Source organism: Streptomyces sp. P1-3 (assembly GCF_050613155.1).
In the GTDB taxonomy this organism is placed as follows: Bacteria; Actinomycetota; Actinomycetes; order Streptomycetales; family Streptomycetaceae; genus Streptomyces.
In genome coordinates this window covers 7,084,983-7,107,406 of record NZ_CP192512.1, presented here as the reverse complement: position 1 = coordinate 7,107,406, position 22,424 = coordinate 7,084,983, and the positions used below count along the sequence as shown (strand labels likewise).

At 73.4% G+C, this 22,424-nt stretch carries 12 protein-coding genes; 7 read left to right on the top strand and 5 right to left on the bottom strand.

The features are described from left to right. Positions 1–66 precede the first annotated feature (66 nt). The gene (locus ACQUSR_RS30320) at positions 67–798 is read left to right on the top strand and encodes an N-acetylmuramoyl-L-alanine amidase (protein ID WP_431046019.1); all 732 of its coding nucleotides are present in this window, start codon (positions 67–69) and stop codon (positions 796–798) included. A 59-nt stretch (positions 799–857) separates the two neighbouring features. Here ACQUSR_RS30320 and ACQUSR_RS30315 read toward each other — a convergent pair whose 3' ends face one another. From ACQUSR_RS30315 to ACQUSR_RS30305, 3 genes are read right to left on the bottom strand one after another with little or no spacing between them, the layout of a single operon-like run. Next, positions 858–3,227, bottom strand: coding sequence for an FtsX-like permease family protein (locus ACQUSR_RS30315; RefSeq protein WP_431046017.1), 2,370 nt, complete (start codon positions 3,225–3,227; stop codon positions 858–860). 5 nt (positions 3,228–3,232) lie between these two features. After that, the gene (locus tag ACQUSR_RS30310; protein ID WP_431046015.1) at positions 3,233–3,994 is read right to left on the bottom strand and encodes an ABC transporter ATP-binding protein; all 762 of its coding nucleotides are present in this window, start codon (positions 3,992–3,994) and stop codon (positions 3,233–3,235) included. Continuing rightward, positions 3,991–4,506, bottom strand: coding sequence for a PadR family transcriptional regulator (locus tag ACQUSR_RS30305; RefSeq protein ID WP_431046013.1), 516 nt, complete (start codon positions 4,504–4,506; stop codon positions 3,991–3,993). Before ACQUSR_RS30305 ends, ACQUSR_RS30310 begins: the two co-directional genes overlap by 4 nt. A 170-nt stretch (positions 4,507–4,676) precedes the next feature. On the opposite strand from ACQUSR_RS30305, the gene ACQUSR_RS30300 reads away from it, so the two are divergent. From ACQUSR_RS30300 to dnaK, 6 genes are all read left to right on the top strand, one after another. Further along, complete coding sequence (locus ACQUSR_RS30300) at positions 4,677–5,954, top strand: ABC transporter substrate-binding protein (RefSeq protein ID WP_431046011.1); 1,278 nt, start codon at positions 4,677–4,679, stop codon at positions 5,952–5,954. A 208-nt stretch (positions 5,955–6,162) separates the two neighbouring features. After that, positions 6,163–7,839 carry a glycoside hydrolase family 13 protein gene (locus ACQUSR_RS30295; protein ID WP_431046009.1) on the top strand — a complete coding sequence of 559 codons (1,677 nt, stop codon included), beginning with the start codon at positions 6,163–6,165 and terminating at the stop codon, positions 7,837–7,839. Positions 7,840–7,894: 55 nt separating this feature from the next. After that, the gene (locus tag ACQUSR_RS30290) at positions 7,895–9,247 is read left to right on the top strand and encodes an ABC transporter substrate-binding protein (RefSeq protein ID WP_431046007.1); all 1,353 of its coding nucleotides are present in this window, start codon (positions 7,895–7,897) and stop codon (positions 9,245–9,247) included. Positions 9,248–9,261: 14 nt separating this feature from the next. Further along, the gene (locus ACQUSR_RS30285) at positions 9,262–10,683 is read left to right on the top strand and encodes an ABC transporter permease subunit (protein WP_431046005.1); all 1,422 of its coding nucleotides are present in this window, start codon (positions 9,262–9,264) and stop codon (positions 10,681–10,683) included. Next, positions 10,680–11,564 carry a carbohydrate ABC transporter permease gene (locus ACQUSR_RS30280; RefSeq protein WP_431046004.1) on the top strand — a complete coding sequence of 295 codons (885 nt, stop codon included), beginning with the start codon at positions 10,680–10,682 and terminating at the stop codon, positions 11,562–11,564. The genes ACQUSR_RS30285 and ACQUSR_RS30280 overlap by 4 nt, the downstream gene beginning before the upstream one ends. Positions 11,565–11,635: 71 nt before the next feature. After that, entirely contained in the window at positions 11,636–13,501 is a 1,866-nt protein-coding gene (dnaK, locus tag ACQUSR_RS30275) for a molecular chaperone DnaK (RefSeq protein ID WP_431046002.1), read from the top strand. Positions 13,502–13,561: 60 nt separating this feature from the next. On the opposite strand, the gene ACQUSR_RS30270 is transcribed toward dnaK, so the two are convergent. Both ACQUSR_RS30270 and ACQUSR_RS30265 read right to left on the bottom strand, forming a co-directional pair. After that, positions 13,562–14,542: a trypsin-like serine peptidase gene (locus ACQUSR_RS30270; protein ID WP_431046000.1), complete on the bottom strand. Its 981-nt coding sequence runs from the start codon at positions 14,540–14,542 to the stop codon at positions 13,562–13,564. 211 nt (positions 14,543–14,753) lie between these two features. Then, positions 14,754–22,415 carry an SDR family NAD(P)-dependent oxidoreductase gene (locus ACQUSR_RS30265; RefSeq protein ID WP_431045998.1) on the bottom strand — a complete coding sequence of 2,554 codons (7,662 nt, stop codon included), beginning with the start codon at positions 22,413–22,415 and terminating at the stop codon, positions 14,754–14,756. Positions 22,416–22,424 lie beyond the last annotated feature (9 nt).

The window sequence follows — 22,424 nt, the reverse complement described above, 5'->3', positions numbered from 1 at the left end:
CGCCCGTCACCCGAACGGCGGCGTCCGAGCGGGCGACGCCCCGCGAGCGGGAGCACGCTGGACCTCATGTGGCCCCGCAGGCTGACGCGGGCGGTGGCACTGGTGCCGCTGGCCCTGCTGGTGACGTGGGACGCTCCGGAGCGCTGGACGCCGGAGCCGCGGCAGCGCCATGAGACCGCCGCCCGCCCGGCGGCACCGCGGCCCGCCGTCGTGGGCCGGGCGTCGTGGCACGCGGACGAGACGGCGGTACGGGAGAAGCCGAGGTACGCCGACGCGGTGTCGGCGGTGTTCGTGCACCACACCGGCCACCCCCATGATTACGACTGCCGCGAGGACGTGCCCGGGATGCTGCGCGCCATGCAGGATGACCACACCCACGGCGAGGGGTGGGACGACCTGGGCTACAACTTCGTCGTGGACCGGTGCGGAACCATCTACGAGGGGCGCGCCGGCGGGGTGGATCGCGCGGTGGTGGGAGCCCACACGAAGGGCTTCAACACCGGAAGCACGGGGATCGCGGCGCTCGGGCACTTCGGCGCGGGCGAGGAGATACCGCGCCCCATGCTGGAGGCGATCGCCGCGGTGGCGGCCTGGAAGCTGCGGCCGGGCGCGGACCCGAAGGGGCGGGTGCGCATGGTGTCGACCAACGACGAGAGCCGGTACCCGAAGGGGACGCCGGCGGAACTCGATGTGATCTCCGGCCATCGGGACGGGTACGAGACGGACTGCCCGGGCGGGGCGCTGTACGAGAAGCTGCCCTGGCTGCGGGAGGCGGCGGCCCGGTTGCGGTCCGGGTGACCGGGCCGGGGGCAGGGCGCGGCCGGTTCAGAGGCACGTCGCCGGCGGAGCCCGCCGGTTCAGAGCACGTCGCTGGCGGAGTCCGCGGACCTGCGGCGGGCGGCGCGCGCGGCGGGGATGACGGAGACGGCTATCGCGCCCGCGACGGCGGCGGCGCCCACCAGCAGCAGGACGCCCGGCGGGGGCGGCTGTGCGATGCCCGCGCCGATGCCGCTGGTCCGGCCCTGCAGGTCGATCAGCCAGGAGGCCGCGAAGACGCCCAGGGACGTTCCGACGACGGCGGCGGCGGCCGCGATGAAGCCTGTGGCGGCCACGATCACCGCCGCTATCTGGCGGGGAGTGAGCCCGATGGCCTTCAGCGCGAGCAGATCGCGGCCGCGGTCGCGCACCGACGCGCCGATCGTGGTCGACAGCTCGGCCAGGCCGATCAGCGCCAGGACCACGACCAGGCCGACGGTGACCCCGCGCACGGCGGACAGCCGGTCGGCCGGATTGGGGATCTCCCGTACGTCGACGCGGCCGTCCGAGGCGTCCAACACGCCCTCGCGCACCGCCGCCGGGTCGGCGCCGCGCTGGAGCACCAGGTGGTAGAAGTCCGGCCGGGGCACGTCGGCACCCTCGCGCAACGTGTCGAGCGTCGTGGTGATCACCCGGCCACCGTCCGCCGGTTCGATGCCGCGCCCGACGATATGGAGTACGTGCGGGGTGCCGCCGACGGTCATCCGTACCCAGTCGCCGACCCGCACGTCCAGCAGGTCGAGCAGTCCCTGTCCGGCCACCGCCTCGTCCGGGCCGCGGGCCGGCCGCCCCTCGGCCACCGAGAGGGGGTAGGGGTCGCGGTCGGTGCCCAGCGCGCGCAGGGTGATCGTCCCGGTCTGGCCGGGGACCAGCGCCTGCACCTCCCTGCCGGGGTAGGGCGTCGCGTCGGGCCGCGCGGCCAGCAGTCCCCGCAGCTCGCGGTCGTCGAGGCCGTCGGCGCGGGCGATGAGCGCGGCGGGCAGCCCGACCTTCTCGGGGTGGGACTCGAAGCGGTCCAGGGTGGCCCAGGCGCCGAGCGCGACGGTGATCAGCAGCAGCGGCACGGCGAGCCGTCCCACCGCCGCCGAGGAGCGCAGCGGCCGGTGGAAGGCGCCGCGCCAGCCGAGCACCAGGGCGGGCGGCACCTTGAGGCCGAGCGCCCGGCGGGCGGTGCCGGACATCCGCCGGCTGGGCGCGACGGCGGCGCGGGCCACGGGCACCGGCGGCACCCGGCCGGCCCGCCACGCGGCCAGGCACGTCGCCGTGGCGATGAAGACCACCGCGCCGCCGCAGATGGCGAGCGGCGCCCAGGTGTGCTCGGGCAGTTCCCGCCACAGCGCCATGGCCTCCCCGATCCGCCCGGGGATACGGCTGCCGAGGGCCTCGGTGAGCACCGCCCCGAGGGTGACGCCCAGCAGCGCCAGGCCCAGGTGCTGGGCCAGGAACATCCGGGTCACCTGGCCGGGGGTGAACCCGATGGCCTTGAGGACGGAGATGTCCCGCAGGTGGCCCCGTACCCGGGTGCTGATGGCCCCGCCGACGGCCAGCGCGGCGGCGAGCAGCGCGCCGAGTCCGAACAGGCCGAGCAGCCGGCCGAGGAGCCGGTCGTCGCCTTCGGCCTCGGACTTGGCCTGCCGCCAGGTGGAGACTCCGGTGATCTGGCCGGCGCCGAGCTCGGTGACCGCGCGCTGGACCACGAAGTCGGTGTCCTTCGCGTCGGCCAGCCGCAGTCCGACGGTCTGGCCGCGGTGGTCGCGGCTCGCGTCGGAGGCGGCCAGGGTGCCGGGAAGGACCCACGCCACGCCGGGGGTCTCGCCCACGCGGTACCGCACCTCGGCGGTGTCCGCGACCCCCACCACGCGCAGCGGCACGGCGAAGCCGCGCAGCGCGATCGAGTCCCCGGGCTCGGCCCACAGCGCCCTGGCCAGGGAGCGCTCCAGCACGATGCCGCCGCGCCGCCCCCCGCGTCCGCCGTGCCCGCCGGGTGTGCCCTCGTCGGTGCCGGGCTCGAGCCAGCGGCCGGAGGCGACCAGGGGGGCGGCCGTGGTGGGCCGCTCGGTCACCGCGCGCACTTCCAGCGCCACCTTGGAGCCGCCGGAACCGCCGGTCTCCCGGGCCGCGCCGCGCTCCTGGGCCGCGGTGGTGCGTACCGTCCGGTACGGACCGGCGGCGGCCCGGACCTCCTCCAGGCCGCTCAGCCCACCCGCGGGCGCGTCGGCCTTCGCGTGGATCCACACATGCGCGCCGGAGGACTGGGTGAAGACCCGCTGCCAGGGGTCGGCCGCGTACGAGAACAGGGCGCCGGCCAGCAGCAGCGAGACGGTGATCCCTGCCGTCGCCAGGACGAGGAAGACGGCAGCGCCGCGGTGTGCCCGCAGGTCCGCGTGTGCCCAGCGCGCCGTGGCCCACACGCCGGTCAGCCCTTCAGCCTGAGGACGTCGGCGACCCCGCTGGTGCGGCGGTCCCGGTCCGCGCCGAGGGGCGCGTCGTCGGCGATCCGGCCGTCGAAGAAGCTGATCACCCGGTCCGCGGCGCTGGCGACCCGGGCGTCGTGGGTGACGAGCAGGATGGTCTGTCCGCGCTGGTGGAAGCGGGAGAGCAGGCGCAGCACCTCGCGGGTGCCCTTGCTGTCGAGGCTGCCGGCGGGCTCGTCGGCGAGCAGCAGGCTGGGGGCGTTGACCAGGGCCCGGGCCAGGGCGACGCGCTGCTGCTCGCCGCCGGACAGCTCGCTGGGCGTGCTGTTCTCCTTGCCTTCCAGGCCCAGCTCCGCGAGCAGTTCCGCGCGGGCGGCCCTGGCCTGCCGCGGGGAGCTGCCGGCCAGCAGCGCGGGCAGTTCGACGTTGTCGGCGACGGTGAGGTTGGAGACCAGGTTGAAGAACTGGAAGACGATCCCGATGTGCTTGCGGCGCAGTACGGCCCAGCGGGCCTCACTACAGGTGTCGACCTGACGGCCGTCGAGCCAGATGGACCCGCTGTCGGGGCGGTCGAGGCCGCCGAGCAGATGCAGCAGGGTGGACTTGCCCGCGCCGGAGGGGCCGGTGACGGCGACGAACTCGCCGCGCTGCACGGTGAGGTCGACGCCGCGCACCGCGGGGACGGGGGCGGCGCCTTCCGGCCGGTAGGTCTTGACCAGGCCCTCGGCCCTCACTATGGCGCCGCACGGCTCCTCGCGGCTCATTCCAGCTCCTCCAGCTCCTCCTGACAGCGCTCCAACCAGTCGAGGTCCGCCTGCAGATGCAGCATGGCGCCCTCGATCAGCAGCTGTGCGACCCGGTTGTCCCGGTCCTCGGCCGCGGCCAGCTTCGACAGGTCGCGCATGGTGTTGAGGTAGTGGCGGCGCTGCTTGTTGATCAGGGCGATCTGGTTGACGTCCCCGGTGCGCGGAGCGAGGGCGAGTTTCATGAAGAACTCGTCCCGCACCCGCGGCTCGGCGGTCGACTCCTCGAACCAGGCGTCCACCGTCTCGCGCCCCGCGTCGGTGATGCGGTAGATGCGCTTGTTCGGGCGATCCGACTGTTCGACGTCCTCGCCCTCGATCAGACCGGCCTTCTCCAGTCTGCCCAGAGTGACGTAGATCTGGCCGACGTTCGGCTGAGGGTACGCTGCGCCCAGGAGCTTCTCAAGGGCCTGCTTGAGTTCGTAGCCGTGTGCGGGTCCGCTCGCCAACAGCGCCAGGAGTGGCAGCCGCACAATCTCTCTCTTCCTCGCAGGCGTACTTGACCGTTAGCCGTCCTCGCCCGGCTGTGAGCCGGATCGCTTCCGCATCTTCCAGCACCGTCTAGTATCGCGCATGCCTAACCGGTATACAGGGGGGCTGGACGCCGGACCGCAGGTCGGCGCCTCGGTGCAAGGAGGAACCTATGCGGTGGAAGCGTGCCGCGGGTAGGGCCCTTCTTGTCTGTGTCCTGCTGCTCGCGGGGTACGCGGGCGTGGAGGCGCGGGCCGGCCGGCCGGCCCCGGACGCCGCCGGGCGGGGCCCGATCACGCTGGTGACCGGGGGCGACCTTACCGGCTATCTGCGCGGGATCCTGGACGGCTGGAACCGTTCGCACCCTCGCGAGAAGGTCACGCTGGTCGAGCTGCCGGACTCCGCCGACGAGGTGCGGGCGCAGATGGTCAGCGAGTTGCGTTCCGGCAGCGACCGCTTCGACGTGCTCAACATCGATGTGGCGTGGACGTCGGAGTTCGCCGCCGCGGGCTGGATCGCGCCCGTGGACGGCAAGCGGTTTCCGCTGGACCGTTTCCTGCCGCCCGTGGTGGACACCGCCACCTTCGGCGGGCGGCTGTACGCGGTGCCGTATGTGACCAACGCGGGGCTGCTCTACTACCGCAAGGACGTGCTGGACCGGGAGGGCGAGCGGCCCCCGCGCACGTGGGCCGAGCTGGAGCGGCTGGCGAGGACCGTCGCGCCCAGGTACGGCATGGACGGTTACGCGGGGCAGTTCCTGCCGTACGAGGGGCTGACCGCGAACGTCGTCGAGGCGGTGCAGTCGGCGGGCGGGACGGTGCTCGGCGACGAGGGCGCGCGGGTCACGGTGGACTCCCCCGCCGCCCGCCGGGGCCTGGACTTCCTCACCGGCGGGCTGCGCGAGGGGTGGATTCCCCGGCGGGCGCTGTCCTTCACGGAGGAGGAGTCCCGCGCGGCGTTCCAGAACGGCGAGCTGCTGTTCCTGCGCAACTGGCCGTACGCGTACACGATGGCCGGCGCGAGCGGCTCGGCGGTGGCCGGGAAGTTCGGCGCCGTGCCGCTCCCTGGCCCCGAGGGGCCGGGCTCCAGCGTCCTGGGCGGCTCCAACCTCGCGGTCAACGCGCATTCGCGGCACCGGGCGACGGCCACCGAGCTGATGGCGTATCTGACGAGCGAGCCGGTCCAGCGGCGGGTGCTCACCCAGGGGGCGCTGCCGCCTGTGTGGGCGCAGCTGTACACCGAGCCGCGGCTGGTACGGCGGTTCCCCTACCTGCCGACGCTGCGGCGCAGCGTGCTGGCGGCCAAGCCGCGACCCAAGAGCGCCCGGTACGACCAGGTCAGCCTGGCGGTACAGGCCGTGGCGCATGACGCGCTGGCCGGGCGGCAGAGCCCGGGCGCGGCGGTCGCGCGCCTGTCGCGGGAGCTGCGGGCCATCGTCGGCCGCGGCTGATCCCCACCACACATCTACTTACCTGTTAAGTACGTGCATCTCTGGCATGCGCCACCCAGCCATCCCGCATTTCTCCTCAAATCGGGCAATCGCTCGCCAGTTTCGGCAGTTTCGTTGACACCCAAATGACACACCTACTTAACATGCATGCACAACACCCACCGCATGCCGTGTCGGCGTGCACGTGTAAGAACGGGTTTCACGGCAGATGCTCACAGCCACGCTCGCTCCGGTCACTCCGACCGTCGAGAACACCGCGAACACCGCGCAGCCCTGGTGGCGGGACGCGGTCATCTACCAGGTCTACGTCCGCAGCTTCCTCGACAGCACCGGGGACGGCATCGGCGATCTCGCCGGCGTCCGCACCGGGCTGCCCTACCTGAAGAAGCTCGGGGTGGACGGCATCTGGCTCAGCCCCTTCTACCCCTCCCCGCAGCACGACCACGGCTACGACGTGGCCGACTACCGCGGCGTGGACCCGGTCTACGGCGACCTCGCCGAGTTCGACGGCCTGGTGGCCGACGCCCACCGGCTGGGTCTGAAGGTGCTCCTCGACATCGTCCCGAACCACTGCTCCAGCGAGCACCCCTGGTTCCGGGCGGCGCTGGCGGAGGGGCCGGACGGTCCGGCCCGTTCCCTCTTCCACTTCGCCGACGGCCGCGGCGCGGACGGCTCGCTGCCGCCCAACAACTGGCGGGCCATGTTCGGCGGCCCCGCCTGGTCCCGCGTCACGGAACCGGACGGCACGCCCGGCCAGTGGTACCTGCACATGTTCACCCCGGAGCAGCCCGACCTGAACTGGCGGAACCCCGCCGTGGGCCGCCACTTCGACCAGGTGCTGCGGTTCTGGCTGGACCGCGGCGCGGACGGCTTCCGCATCGACGTGGCCGCGGGCCTGTTCAAGCACCCCGAGCTGCCCGATTCGCCCGACCCCGAGGCCGACGAGCGGACCCGCGACTCGGTCAACCCGCTGGCCTGGAACCAGCCGGAGGTCCACCAGGTATGGCGCGAGTGGCGGGCGCTGTGCGAGGAGTACACCGCGCGGGACGGCCGGGACCGGCTGCTGGTCGGCGAGGTCTCGGTCCGCACGCCCGCCGAGCAGGCCGCCTACGTCCGCCCGGACGAGCTGCACCAGGCGTTCTTCTTCCACCTGCTGACCGCCCGCTGGGACGTGGACGTCTTCCGTACGGCCATCTCCGGGGCGCTGACCGACATCGCGGAGACCGGCTCCACCGTCACCTGGGTGCTCAACAACCACGACCAGGTCAGGACCGTCACCCGGTACGCGACCGAGCTCAGCGAAGGGCCGAGCGGCCTCGGTCCGGCGCGGGCCCGCGCCGCCGCCCTGCTGATGCTGGCCCTCCCCGGGGCCGCGTACGTCTACCAGGGCGAGGAGCTGGGCCTGCCCGAGGTCCTCGACCTGCCCGACGAGGTCCTCACCGACCCGATCTTCCACCGCACCGGCAGCCGCCAGCACATACGCGACGGCTGCCGGGTGCCGCTGCCGTGGTCCGGCCACGCCTCGCCGTTCGGCTTCACCAGCGCCACCGAGGGGGTGCGGCCGTGGCTGCCGCAGCCCGAGTGGTTCGCCGAGCACGCCACGGACCGGGCCCTGGCCGACACCCGCTCGTTCTGGCACCTGTACCGCGAGGGGCTCCAGCTGCGCCGCAGCCTGCCCCAGCTCGGCGAGGGCACGCTGCGCTGGCTGCCGTCGCCGCCGCAGGTGCTCGCGTTCGCCCGCGGGGACGGCCTGGTGTGCGCCGTCAACTTCGGTACGGAGCCGGTGCCCGCCCCCGTACCCGGAACCCCGCTGCTGGCCAGCGGTGACTGCCCCGCCGGGACGCTGCCCGGATCCACCGCCGCCTGGTGGATGACCGGCGCGTGACGCCCCCCGGCCGACCCGACCTCCATCTCTCCCACCCCCGACGAAGGGAACCCTCATGAGACACCTCGCGGCACGACGCGTACGCGCCGGCATACGTACCGCCGTCTCCAGCACCGCCGTGCTCGGCCTCGCGCTGACCGCGACCGCGTGCGGCGGCGGCGACGGCGACAGCTCCGGGGGCGGCAAGCAGACGCTCAAGGGCCAGTCGGTGACCGTCGCCGGGGTCTGGACCGGTGTGGAGCAGAAGAACTTCAAGAAGGTCCTGGACGCCTTCTCCGAGAAGACCGGCGCCAAGACCTCCTTCGTCTCCACCGGCGACAACGTCTCCACCGTCATCGGCAGCAAGATCGAGGGCGGCAACGCCCCGGACGTGGTGATGGTGCCGCAGGTCGGCGTGCTGGAGCAGTTCGCCGAGAAGAAGTGGCTGGAGCCGCTGTCCAAGGAGGTGGCCGACCGCGCCGCGGCCGACTTCGCGCCGGTGTGGAAGGAGTACGGCACGGTCGACGGCACCTACTACGGCCTGTACTTCAAGGCGTCCCACAAGTCGACGGTCTGGTACAGCCCGGAGGCGTTCGAGCAGGCGGGCGTCGAGCCCGCGAAGAGCTACCAGGACCTCCTCAAGAACGGCCGGACCCTCTCCGACTCGGGCGTGCCCGCTTTCGCGGTCGCGGGCGAGGCCGGATGGCCGCTCACCGACTGGTTCGAGAACATCTACCTCTCCCAGGCGGGCCCGGAGAACTACGACAAGCTGGCCGCCCACGAGATCCCGTGGACCCACCCCACCGTGGTCAAGGCGCTGACCACGCTCGGCGAGCTGTTCGGGGACAAGGACCTGGTCGCCGGGGGCGGGGCGGGCGCGCTGCGCACCGACTTCCCCGAGTCCGTCGAGCACGTCTTCGGCCCCGAGCCCAAGGCGGGCATGGTCTACGAAGGCGACTTCGTCGGCGGGCTGGTCACCGACCAGCTCAAGAAGAAGGTCGGCGAGGACGCGAAGTTCTTCCCGTTCCCTGCGGTCGACGGCGGCAAGGCGCCGGTGGTCAGCGGCGGTGACGCCGCCGTGGTGCTCAAGGCCGGGAAGAACAAGAAGGCCGCCATGGAGCTGGTGAAGTATCTCGCCTCCCCGGAGGCGGCGGGCATCTGGGCCGAGGCCGGCGGCTTCCTCTCCCCCAACACCAAGGTGGACATGGGCCGGTACGCGGACGACACCACCCGCCAGACCGCCAAGTCGCTGGTCGACGCGGGCGACTCGGTGCGGTTCGACATGTCCGACCAGGCCCCGGCCGCGTTCGGCGGCACCCAGGGGGCGGGCGAGTGGAAGCTCCTCCAGGACTTCCTGCGCGACCCGTCCGACCCGAAGGCCACGGCCCGCAAGCTGGAAGCCGCGGCGGCCAAGGCCTACCGGAAGTAAGGACCCCCGCCCCGATGTCTGTGACCACCCCTCAGGTGCCGCCCGCGAAAGCGGGCGGCACCCCGCCCGGACCCTCGCGCGCCGGCCGCCACCCCGGCCCGCCGCCCGCCCCCGACCCCAGGCGGCGCGCCGCCCGACGGCGCAGGCTCATCGCCGCGCTGTTCCTGCTGCCCGCGCTGCTGCTGCTCGGCGCCCTGGTCGCGTACCCGATCCTGTTCTCGGTCGGCCGCAGCCTCTTCGACGCCTCGGGCGAGAACTTCGTCGGCACCGACAACTACGCCGAGATCTTCCATGACCCGGCGACGCTCAAGGCCATCCGCAACAGCGCGGTCTGGGTGGTGTTCGCCCCGGCGCTGCTCACCGGGCTCGGCCTGATCCTCGCCGTGCTGACCGAGAAGGTGCGCTGGAAGACCGCCTTCAAGCTGCTGATGTTCATGCCGATGGCGATCTCCTTCCTCGCCGCCGGGATCATCTTCCGGCTCGCGTACGAGCAGGATCCGGACCGCGGGGTGCTCAACGCGGTGGCGGTCGGCATCCACGACAGCTTCGAGGAGCCCTCCGCCTACCCCACCGCCAAGGCCCGCTTCGGCGACAAGCTGCTGGAGAAGCGGGACGACGGCTCGTACCGCACGGCGCACGCGACCCGGCTGACCGGGCCGGGGCAGACGGTCAACCTCGGGCTGGTCGGCGTCCCGGCCAAGGAGCTGCCCGCGGAGGCGAAGCCGGCCGCGAAGGCCGCGACCACCCCGGCCGCCGCCGGGGAACTGCGCGGCACGGTCTACCTCGACTTCACCCTCGGCGGCGGTGGCAAGCCGGGCCGGGTGGATCCCACCGAGCGCGGCATGCCGAAGATGGCCGTGGAGGCGGTCGACGCGCAGGGGGAGGTCGTGGGGAAGGCCACGACAGGGCCGGACGGCGGGTACCGGTTCGCCGGCCTGGAGCCGGGCGCGTACACCGTCCAGCTGCCCGCCAAGAACTTCGCCCCGCCCTACGAGGGGATCTCCTGGCTCGGGCCCGCCCTGGTCACCCCGGCCATCATCGGCGCGTACATGTGGATCTGGACCGGCTTCGCCATGGTCCTCATCGGCGCCGGGCTCTCCGCCATGCCGCGTGACGTCCTGGAGGCCGCCCGGATGGACGGCGCCAACGAGTGGCAGATCTTCCGCAAGATCACCGTCCCGCTGCTGGGGCCCGTACTCGGCGTGGTCTTCGTGACCATGGTGATCAACGTGATGAAGGTCTTCGACCTCGTCTACATCATCGCCCCGGGCCCGGTGCAGCAGGACGCCAACGTCCTGGCCATGCAGATGTGGCTGGTCTCCTTCGGCGGCGGCAACAACCAGGGACTCGGCAGCGCGCTCGGCGTCCTGCTGCTGCTCCTGGTGGTCCCCGCCATGGCCCTCAACATCCGACGCTTCCGCAGGAGCCAGTCATGACGACGACCACGCCCGGCGCATCCGGGCCCCGCAGGCGCCCGGCCGCCCGGCTGACGAAGTGGCTCAGCGGCGGCCTGATCCAGATCTTCCTGCTGGTCATCGGGCTGATCTGGGTCACCCCCGTCGCCGGACTCTTCTTCTCCTCGCTGCGCACGGAGGAGGAGAACGCGACCAGCGGCTGGTGGAGCGCGCTCACCTCGCCCGGCAAGCTCTCGGTCGACAACTACACCGCGCTGCTGGAGAACTCCGGCATCACGCAGGCGTTCTGGAACACCCTGCTGATCTCGGTGCCCACGACCGTCCTGGTCGTGGTGATCGCCGCGCTGGCCGGATACGCCTTCGCCTGGCTGGAGTTCCCCGGCCGGGACTGGATCTTCCTGCTCGTGGTCGCGATGCTGGTGGTGCCCATCCAGATCGGCCTGCTGCCGGTGGCCAAGATGTTCGGGGCGCTGGGGCTCTTCGGCTCCATCCCCGGCGTGGTGCTCTTCCACGTCGCCTACGGCCTGCCGTTCGCCATCTTCCTGCTGCGCAACTACTTCGCGGAGATCCCCAAGGAGATGCTGGAGGCCGCCCGGATGGACGGCGGCGGGGAGTGGCGGATCTTCTCCCGGCTGGTGCTGCCGCTGGGCCGGCCCGCCATCGCCAGCCTGGCCATCTTCCAGTTCCTGTGGGTGTGGAACGACATGCTGGTGGCGCTGATCTTCGCCGACAGCGAGTCGCAGCCGCTGACCGTGGCCCTCCAGTCGGAGATGCGGCAGTTCGGGAGCAACATCGGGGTGCTGGCGCCCGGCGCCTTCCTCTCCCTCGTCGTACCGCTGATCGTGTTCTTCGCCTTCCAGCGGCATTTCGTCCAAGGCGTCATGGCAGGATCGGTGAAGTGACCGGAATGCACAGATTGACACCTGTGTGCGAAGATTTTAGGTGCGCCATGTAGCCCGGGAGGAGGGCCGACATGTCCCGCTCAGTCGGTATTGACCTCGGCACGACTAACTCGGTGGTGTCGGTCCTGGAGGCCGGCGAGCCCACCGTGATCGCGAATGCGGAGGGTCAGCGCACCACACCGTCGGTGGTGGCCTTCGCCAAGACCAACGAGGTGCTCGTCGGCGAGATCGCCAAGCGCCAGGCCGTCACCAACGTGGAGCGCACCGCGAGGTCGGTGAAGCGCCACATGGGGGACGCGCAGTGGCGGTTCCCGGAGTCCGGCAGCGTGGACGGCAAGCGGTTCACCGCGCAGGAGATCTCCGCGCGGGTCCTCCAGAAGCTCAAGCGCGACGCGGAGCACTACCTCGGTGAGAACGTGACCGACGCCGTCGTCACGGTGCCCGCGTACTTCAACGACGCGCAGCGCACCGCCACCAAGGAGGCCGGCGAGATCGCGGGGCTGAACGTCCTGCGGATCATCAACGAGCCGACGTCCGCCGCCCTGGCGTACGGCCTGGACAAGGAGCAGGAGCAGACGGTCCTGGTCTTCGACCTGGGCGGCGGCACGTTCGACGTGTCGCTGCTGGAGATCGGCGAGGGCGTGGTCGAGGTCAAGGCGACCCACGGCGACACGCACCTGGGGGGCGACGACTGGGACCAGCGCATCGTCGACCACCTGGTCAAGCAGTTCAAGAACGCGTACGGCGTGGACCTGTCCAAGGACAAGATGGCCGTCCAGCGGCTGCGTGAGGCGGCGGAGCGGGCGAAGATCGAGTTGTCCGCGGCCACCGAGACCTCGATCAACCTGCCGTACATCACCGCCTCGGCCGAGGGTCCGCTGCATCTGGACGAGAAGCTCAACCGCGCCCAGTTCGAGCAGCTCACGGCCGATCTGCTGGAGCGGTGCAAGGGCCCGTTCCACGCCGCGGTCAAGGACGCGAAGATCACGGTGGCCGATGTCGACCACGTGATCCTGGTCGGCGGCTCGACCCGGATGCCCGCGGTGACCTCCCTGGTCAAGGAGCTCACCGGAAAGGATCCGCACAAGGGTGTGAACCCGGACGAGGTCGTCGCCATCGGCGCCTCGCTCCAGGCCGGTGTCCTCAGGGGCGAGGTCAAGGACGTCCTGCTGCTCGACGTCACCCCGCTGTCGCTCGGCATCGAGACCAAGGGCGGCATCATGACCAAGCTGATCGAGCGCAACACCACGATCCCGGTCAGGCGTGCGGAGATCTTCACCACGGCCGAGGACAACCAGCCGTCGGTGCAGATCCAGGTCTACCAGGGCGAGCGTGAGATCGCCGCGTACAACAAGAAGCTCGGCATGTTCGAGCTGACGGGCCTCCCGCCGGCGCCGCGCGGCGTCCCGCAGATCGAGGTCGCCTTCGACATCGACGCCAACGGCATCATGCACGTGACCGCGAAGGACCTCGGCACGGGCAAGGAGCAGAAGATGACCGTCACCGGTGGCTCCGCGCTGCCGAGGGACGACATCGACCGCATGATGCGCGAGGCCGAGCAGTACGCGGAGGAGGACCACCGCCGCCGCGAGGCCGCCGAGACCCGCAACCAGGCCGAGCAGTTCGTGTACCAGACGGAAAAGCTGCTGCGCGACAGCGGGGACAAGATCCCCGGCGACGTGAAGTCCGAGGTCGAGGCCGCCGTCGGAGAGCTGAAGGAGAAGCTCAAGAGCGAGGACACCGCCGCGATCCGTACCGCGATGGAAGCGGCGGCCGCGGCGGCGCAGAAGGTCGGCACGGCCCTGTACTCCCAGGCCCAGGAGGAGCGGCCCGCCGGCGCGGGCGCCCCGCAGGGCCCGGGAGACGAGGACGTCGTGGACGCCGAGGTCATCGACGAGGAGGACAAGGGCGAGGAGGGCAAGGGCAGCTCCTCATGAGCCTCCGCATGGACGTCCTCATGGATGTCCGCATGAGCCTCCTCATGGGCCGTCGGACCCTCAGGTCGCTTGCGCCTGTTCGTAGAGGCTCTTGATCTCGTCGCCGAAGTACGGGCCGAACATCGTGTTCGGAAGGAAGCGGTAGCCGAAGCTGTTCACCGAGGACTGGAGGCCGGTGCCCTTGGCCTCGTCGAACGAGGCGAACCACGGGCCTCCGCTGGAACCGGGCGTCATGTTGCAGGCCAGTCCGTGGTCCTTGGTGAGCAGGAAGTCCTTGGACGTGTTGCCGCTGCAATAGATGAGCTTCTTGCCGTCGTACGGGGACGCGGCGGGGAACCCGAAGGCGTACATGGCCTTGTTGTAGCCGCCGTTGAACTGGAGGCCCTGGGCGCCGACGGCCTCGGTGAGCTTCCTGCCGTCGAGGGGGCCGACGACGGCGGCGCCGACGTCGAAGTTCATGTCCTCACTGGCCGTCCACTGCGGGGTGGACAGCGTCTTGGTCGCCGTCCAGGTGCCGTAGGGGGTCTGTCCGTCGTTGTAGCCGGGCACGAACGCCCAGTTGGTATGCCAGTTGCCCTGGTACTTGACGCAGTGCCCGGCGGTGATCACGGTGCTGCCGTTGGTGCTGGTCACCGCGTTGCCCGAGCAGGAGGCCGTGCGGCCCTGCATGGTGAAGAACACCCGGCCGGAGGTCTTGACGACCGCGCCGCCCCCGGTCCACGGCCCACCGGCCTGCGGGAAGGACCTGGTCTGCGGGGAGGGAGCGGTGGGCGCGACCGTGGTCGTGCTCCCGCCGCGCTTCGGGGCGGAGAGGTGGCCGGGGGCGATGGTGAGCCGGTCGAGCGGGGTGGCGCTCCGCATCCGCTCGGGCGTCCAGAAGTCCCTGACCTTCTGCTGCGCGCTCGCGGAGTCCGCGGCGGTGTGCACGGCGGCGGGCTCGGGGGACGGAGCGGGGGCGGCGGTGGCGGTCTGAAGTCCGGTGGCGAGCAGGGCACCTGCGGCCAGCAGGATGCCGGTGGCGGTACGGCGGGGACGTCTCACGCGTACTCCTTCTGCCCAGGCCGCGCGAGTCGTCGCGCGGGCAGTGTGGGGGGCCGGACCGCCGTGGGTGCGGTCCTGGCAGATGAGCGGTGCGGATCGGGCTTGCGTGGGGGCAGAGTGCCACGGAAGCGTCACACTGTCAGGAGCCCGTCGGTGACATGGCCGAAACGCGGTGGTTCGCGCCTGCGGGCGTCCGCGGTTCCCGTCGCGGCTACCGCGGCTCCGGGCGCCGGTTCAGCCGGTGCAGGCAGCGTCGGGCGAGGTCGCCGATCGAGGTGGCGTTGACGATCTCCAGCATGGGCAGGTCGCAACCGAGCCGCTGCTGGACGGAGTTCATCAGTTCCGCGCCCATGAGGGAGTCGAGGCCGAGCTGGGCCAGGGGCCGGTCGGGCGGCAGCCGGTCGGCCGTCGTCTGCAGAATGCCCGCGAGTACCTGGGTGAGGAGGTCGGTGAGCAGGACGAGGGCGGACTCGGGTGTGGCGGCGGCCAGTTGCCGGGCCAGTGCGTCATCGGCCCGGACGTCGCCGTGGCCCTCGGGCAGGACCGCGGCGAAGCGGGCGGCCGAGACGGCCGGGGCCAGGCGCCGGGCCCGGCTCCAGTCGAGCTCCGCCAGGACCGCCACGTCGTCGCCGCGGGCCAGCAGGGAGCCGAGCGGCCGCAGGAGTTCGGCCGGGGGCACCGGGGGCAGGCCGAGGCTCCGCAGATAGTCGCCCAGGTCGCTGCGTACGACGTGGCCGACGTCGGCCACCGGCCCCCAGCCGACGGCCAGCGCCGGCCGTCCTGCCTGGCGGCGCGCCCGCGCCAGGGCCTCCAGGAACACGTTGGCCGCCACGTAGTTGCTCTGGTGGCGGTTCCCGACCAGCCCGGTGACCGAGGAGTACAGCAGGAACAGCGCCAGGTCGCGGTCACGGGTCAGTTCGTCCAGCACGGCCGCGCCCGCCGCCTTGGGCGCCAGCACGCTCCGGAGGCGTTCGTCGGTGAGCTCCGCCAGCGGCGCGTCGTCGAACACGGCGGCCGCGTGGACCACGCCCCGCAGCGGATGTTCGCGGGTGTCGACGGCGTCCAGCACGGCCCGCATGGCCGTGCTGTCGGAGGCGTCCGCGGCGTGGGTGGTGACGTGTACGCCTTCCCGGCGCAGCGCGTCGAGGAGGCCGGGCGCCTCGGGGGCGTCCGCGCCGCGCCTGCCGACCAGGGCCAGCCGGCGCGCCCCCTGCCGGGTGAGCCAGTGGGCGGTGGCGGCGCCGAAGCCGCCGAGCCCGCCGGTGACGAGGTACGTCGCCTGAGGATCCAGGGCGAGCGGCGCGGGGCGGTCCTCCAGGTGCGGCGGCGGGTCCAGGGAGATGACGACCTTGCCGATGTGGCGTGAGTGCTGCAGCGCCTGGAACGCGTCGGTGATCCGGTCGGCGGGATAGACGTGGTGCAGGATGGGCCCGTAGACGCCGTCCCGTATCCGCTCGGCGAACTCGGGCCCCTCCGCGCTCGCGATCTCCGGGTGATGGGTGAGCAGTTCGTTGATGTCGCCCACCGCCGACAGCGTCAGGTTGTTGAGGAAGGGGCGCAGCAGCAGTCGGCTGTTGCCGTAGAGGTCGCGTTTGCCCAGCTCGATGAAGCGGCCGCCGCTGCGCAGCGACTCCAGGCCCCGGCTGATGGCCTCGCCCGCGAGCGAGTTGAGGACGACGTCGACCCCCTGGCCGTCCGTGAGGTCCTTCACCTGGTGGGCGAAGTCCAGCGAGCGCGAGTCCAGTACGTGCCGGACGCCGAGCAGCCGCAGCAGGTCGCGTTTGGCGGGGGTGCCGGCGGTCGCGATGACGTGGGCGCCCGCGTGCGCCGCGTACTGGAGGGCGGCCAGGCCCACTCCGCCCGCGGCGCCGTGCACCAGGACCGTCTCGCCGGGTGCGAGCCGGGCGAGGCGGCGCAGGCTGTGGTGGACGGTGAGGTAGACGGCGGGCAGCGTCGTGGCCCGGGAGAAGTCCATGCCGTCGGGGATGTGGCCGGCGAGGACCTCCTGGATGGTGGCGTGGGAGCGCAGCGTGTCGGAGCCGAAGCCGAAGACCCGGTCGCCCACGGCGAACCGGGTGACGCGGGAGCCGACGCCGGTGACCACACCGGCGCACTCCAGGCCGAGGGCGCCGTCGTCGCCCACCGAGCCGCCTCCGCCCGCGGTGGGCTCCTCCCCCGCAGTGGCGTCCTCGCCGGTCGGGCCGCCGGTCTTCGGCGCGATGAGCGGGATCAGGCCGAGGGCCTGCAAGACGTCGCGGTAGTTGAGCGCTGCCGCGCGTACGGAGATGAGCACCTCGTCCGGCCCCGGGCGGGGGATCGCGGCGGGCGCCCACGCCAAACGGTAGGCGCGGCCGGGGTCGCGCATCCGCAGCGCGAAGGAAGCCCCCTCCGGCGCCGGTTCGGCGGTGGTGAGGGAGGGATGCGCGTGGACGCGGGGCACGAAGCGGCCGGAGCGGGCGAGGAGGATCTCGTCCTCTTCGGTGGGGTCGGCCAGCTCCGCGGCCAGCCGGGCGGCGTCCGCCTCGGGTCGGTCCCCGCGTTCCAGCGCGATCCGCCGGACGGTCAGGTGCGGATACTCGGTGCCGAGGCAGCGTCCCACGCCCCACACGGTCGCGGCCTCGGGGTCCAGGGGGCGTTCGGGGGCGGGCAGCACCCCGGTCGGGGGTGTGACCAGCCACAGGGCGACGTCGTCGCGGTCCCCGGCGGACGCGGCCAGGGCGCGCAGCGCCGCGAGGCGGCGCACCGTACGCCGCATGTCCAGCTCCGGAGTACGGTCGGTGTCCGGCCCCGGACGGGGCCCGGCGCCGGTGTCCGCTCCGAGGAGTACGACGATTCGGACGTCCCCGGGCCGCTGGTCCAACAGGGCGGCCCAGTCGGCGGGTTCGGCGCTGAGCGGGGCCCGGCACTCACCCGGGCCGTCGTCCCGCGTGGGCAGCTGCCGGGCGAGCGCGTCCGCGAGCGGGTCGGGTGAGCGCTCGGCGGCGACGATCCAGGTACGTGTCGCCTCCGCGGACTCGGCGGACCCGGCGGGACCGGCGAACTCGGCAGGACCGGCCAATTCGGCAGGACCGGTGGAAGCTGCGGTCCCGGGCGGCCGGGCGGGCCGGGCCCGGTGCGGCCGCCGGGCCAGGAGTACGGAGGACTCCCCCGCGTCCGAGCCGCGTTCGCCCTGCCCCACCGCCGTCGCGTCCCCGTATCCGGCGTGCGTCAGGACCGCTGTCCACGCGTCGGCCGACAGCAGCGGCCCGTCGGGGCGCAGGTCGGGGTCCTGCTGCCGCCAGAAGCCGGGGAGCAGGCCGGACAGCAGTGCCGACGCGGCCGGGTCGTGCGGTTCCGTGGCGAGGAGGAGACCGCCGTCCGCGAGGAGCCGGCCGATGTGGTCGAGCGAGCGGCGCAGGTCGTCGGCGGTGTGCAGCGCGTGGCCGGCCGCCACGACGTCGAACCCGGCCTCCGGCAGCCCCTGTTCCACGGGGTCCTGGTCCAGGTCCAGCGTCCGGTAGGTCACGAAGTCGTGGGCGGGGAAGCGGCGTCGGGCCCGGGGGAAGACGCTGTCGGAGACGTCGGTGTACGCGTACTCGGTGCGTTCGGGCGGCAGGACGGGCAGCAGTTGCGCGGTGGTGCCGCCGCTTCCCGCGCCGATCTCCAGTACGCGCAGGGGCCGGTCGGCGGGCCAGGTGCGGACGAGGGCCGCCAGCACCGCGCGGGCCGCCCGGGCGCCGAACCAGGGCATGCCGCCCCCGCTGTACAGCTCCTCCAGCAGGTGCCGGTTGGTCTCGGTGGGCAGGACGTCCTCCGGGGCGCGGCGGCCGCTCAGCACCTCGGGCAGCCGCGTCCCGCACGTGCCGAGCAAGGTGAGTTCGACGGCGAGGCCCGGGCACCGCTCGGTGAGGTCGCGGAACCGCTCGCGCGGCGCCGGGGTCCGTACGATCCGCCACCGCCGGGCGCCCCCGGGGCCGTCCGAGCCGCCGGAGCCGCCGGAGCCGCCGGAGCCGTCCGATGCGACGAGCCCGTGGGCCCCGGCCGTCTCCAGCAGCACGCCGAGCAGCTTGGTGTACGGCTGCGGCACGCCCGCGCCGATCAGGTCCGGCACGGTGAAGGGCCCCGCTCCGGCGTCGGGTAGGGCGCCCGCGATGGCCGCCGCGCCGAAGTGCGCCGCCAGTTCCCGTGCGGCGTCGAAGGCGTGGGCGCGGTCGCCGCGGCGGGCGGCCGAGCGCAGCTCGCGCAGTTCGGGTCCGCAGGCGCGCACGAGTTCGGCGGGGTCGGGCACCGGGCTGGGGCCGAGGTCCTGGCCCGGGCGGGAGGCGGCGCGCAGCACGGTGGCGTGGTGGAGCACGCCGCTGGTGCGGGGCTTGTCGACCCGCCGCAGCCGGACCCCTTCCAGCAGCAGGCAGACCTGGCCGTCGGGGTCGGCGACGGTCAGGTCCAGCAGCGACTCCCGTCCGGACCGGGCGCGCAGCCGGGCGTGGAAGTGGCCGGCGGCGGGCAGCGGCCGCCACGCGCGGACCCGGTCGATGGACGCGGGGAGGTGCGGCACCCCGTGCACGGCCAGGTCCTCGAGCAGGACGAGGCCGGTCTGGACGGCTCCGTCCAGCAGGGCGGGGTGCGCCTCGTAGCCGTCGAGTTCGGCTTCGGTGGTGTAGCGGGTCAGAGCCTGGTCGCCGTCGATGAGGAGGTCCTCGTCCAGTACCAGGAAGTCCGGCCCGTACCGGACGCCGGCCCGTTCGAGGCCGTGGTAGAGGTCCGCCGCCGGGCGGCGCTCGGTCAGCTCGGCCGCGAGGCGGTCGAGGTCGAGGGGGCCGGCCGGCGGGTCGAGCAGTCTTCTGGCCCGCCCCCGGGCGTGGTCCTGCCAGGCGTCGGTGTCCTCGCCGCGGCTGGCGATCCGGGCCAGGCCGTCGTCCGCCGACAGCGTGGTCTGGATCTGGACCTGCCGGTCGTCGTCGAAGGGCAGCACGAGGGCGTGGGGGATGGTCAGGTCCGTGATCTCCACGGCGGAGTCCCATGCCCGGCGCCCGGCGGCCAGCGCCATGTCCACGTAGCCCGTGGCGGGCATGAGCACGGCTTCGGCGATCTTGTGGCCTGCCAGCCAGGGCACACGGGCCGGATCGAACGTGCCGTGCCAGGTGGGCTCGGCCACGGCGGCGCGCTCGCCCAGCAGCGGGTGGTCGATGGTGCCGTCGCCGCAGCGGCGCAACCAGACTCCGGGGTCGCCGTTCCAGTGGCGCTCGCGCTCCCAGGGGTAGGCGGGCAGGTCGACGACGCGGCCGGGCCGGGGGAAGAAGGCGTCCGTGCCGCCTCGGGCCCCCGCCGCCAGGAGGCGGCTGACGGCGGCGCGCACCGCGGTCGGCCCGGGCACGTCCCGGCTGAGGGTGGGCACGACGGTGAGCGGGGCGGGCGGCGGCCGGCCCGGCACGGGCCGCCGGAGGTAGCCGCCGAGCACCGGATGCGGTCCGACCTCGACGACGATGTCGCAGCCGCGTTCCCGCAGCCGGGTGACGGCGGGTGCGAACAGCACCGGGTGGCGCAGGTTGCGCCACCAGTACGCGGCGTCCATCTCGGGGCCGGTCAGTACGGTGCCCGTGGTGGCCGAGGCGTAGGGGGTGTGCGCCCGGTGGGCCTCCAGGTCCGCCAGCGCCGCCAGCAGGCCGTCCTCCAGGCCGTCCATGGCGTGGCTGTGGAAGGCGTACGCCAGGCCCAGGTCCTGGCAGTAGACGCCGCGCCGCCGCAGGTCCCGGCCCAGCTCGGCCAGGGCCGCCCGGTCGCCGCTGACGGTCACGTCCTGGGCGCTGTTGACCCCGGCGATCTCCAGCCGCCCGGCGTACGGCGCCAGCAGCGCCCGGACGGACTCCTCGTCGGCCCCGATCGCCGCCATGCCCCAGTCGCCGGCCGTCGTCGCCTGGGCCCGGGAGCGCTCCACCACCACCCGGGCCGCGGCGTCCAGTTCGAGTACGCCCGCGGCCCACGCGGCCGCCATCTCACCGGAGCTGTGCCCGACCACCCCGGCCGGCCGGACGCCGAGCGACCGCAGCATCGCGACCACCCCCACCTGTACGGCGAACAGCAGCGGCTGGGCGACGTCGGTGGTGTCCGGCCGCCGGTCGGCGGCGGCCGCGGTCAACTCCGCCGGCACCGACCAGCCCAGGAGCGGGCGCAGCGCGTCGTCCGCGTCGGAGACGGCGGCCCGGAAGACCGGATCGGCCGCCAGCAGGTCCGCCCCCATCCCGGCCCACTGCGACCCGTTGCCGCAGAACGCCAGCGCGACGTTCCCGTGCTCGGCGGCAGCCGCCTCCGCGCCCGCGACCGGCTGCTCCCCGGAGGCCAGCCGGTCCAGGAGGGCCGCGGCCTCGGCGGGGTGGTCGGCCAGCACGGCGGCCCGGTGCTCGTGGTGGCCGCGCCGGCGGCAGGCGGTGTACGCCAGGTCGTAGTAGTCCCGTTCCCCGCAGGTGCCCAGCCGCTCGGCCATCCGGCGGGCCGCCGTCAGGGCCGCGCCGGGGCTGCGGCCCGACACGACGACCGGCAGCGGCCCTGGAGGGTCCGGGCGGTCGGGGCAGGTGGCGGCCCGGGGCCGCTCGGGTCCCGGGGCGAGGACGACGTGGGCGTTCGCGCCGCCGAAGCCGAAGGAGTTGACGCCGGCCACGGCCCGTCCGTTCGGGGGCCGTTCCAGGGGGCGGGGCTCGGTGGCGGGGGCGAGCCGCAGGCCGTCGAAGTCGATGCCCGGATTGAGGGGCACGGCATGGAGGTTCGCGGGTACTCGCCCGTGCTTGAGGACCAGCATGGCCTTGAACATCCCCGCCATGCCGGACGCCGGTTCCAGGTGGCCCAGTTGGCTCTTGACCGACCCGACCGGGAGCGCCCGGCCCGGTGCCCGCCGGACGCCGAGGGCCTGTCCGACGGCGCGGCACTCCGTGGGGTCCCCGGTCGGCGTGCCGGTGCCGTGCATCTCCAGGTACGCGACGTCGTCGGGCGCGACGCCGACCGCCTCGTACACCTCGCGCAGCAGCGCCTCCTGGGCCGCCGGGCTGGGCTGCGCCAGTCCCGGTGTGCGCCCGTCGGTGTTGACGGCGCTGCCGAGGATGACCGCGTGCACGCGGTCGCCGTCCGCCAGCGCGCGGGGCAGCGGCTTGAGGACGGCCAGACCGCCGCCCTCGGCCCGTACGTAGCCGTCGGCCGCCGCGGCGAACGTGCGGCAGCGCCCGGTGGGCGAGAGCATCGACGCCTTGGCGAACCCGACGAACTCGAAGGGGCTCAGCAGTACGTGGACCCCGCCCGCCAGCGCCGTCGCGCAACGCCCCGTACGCAGCGCCTCGCAGGCGTGGTGCACGGCGACCAGGGCGGAGGAGCAGGCGGTGTCCACGGCGAGGCTGGGGCCGCGCAGGTCCAGGAAGTACGAGACCCGGTTGGCGACGTTCGACGTGGCGCCGCCCGTCATCGTGTAGGCGTCGGTCGACCTCCCGTGCAGTCCCTGCATCACTCCGAAGGCCGGGCTGGAGACGCCCGCGTACACCGCCGTGTCGGAACCGGCGAGCGAGGCGGCCGCCACCCCCGCGTCGTCCAGGGCCTCCACCGCCATCTCCAGGAAGAGGCGTTGCTGCGGATCGGTGCGCCCGGCCTCGCGCGGCGACATGCCGAAGTACCCGGCGTCGAAGCCGTGGACGTCGTCGAGGAACCCGCCGGCGACGGTGTAGGTCTTCCCCGGGCGCCACGGAGCGGAGTCGAGCCAGCGGGCCGGGTCGAACCGGTCCGGCGGCACCTCGCCGACCAGGTCCCGCCCCTCGACGAGCGCCGACCACAGTCCGTCCAGTGTGGTGATCCCGCCGGGCAGCCGGCAGGCGGCGCCCACCACGGCGATGGGGGTCTGGTCAGGAGGCGGCGTCATGGCGAACCC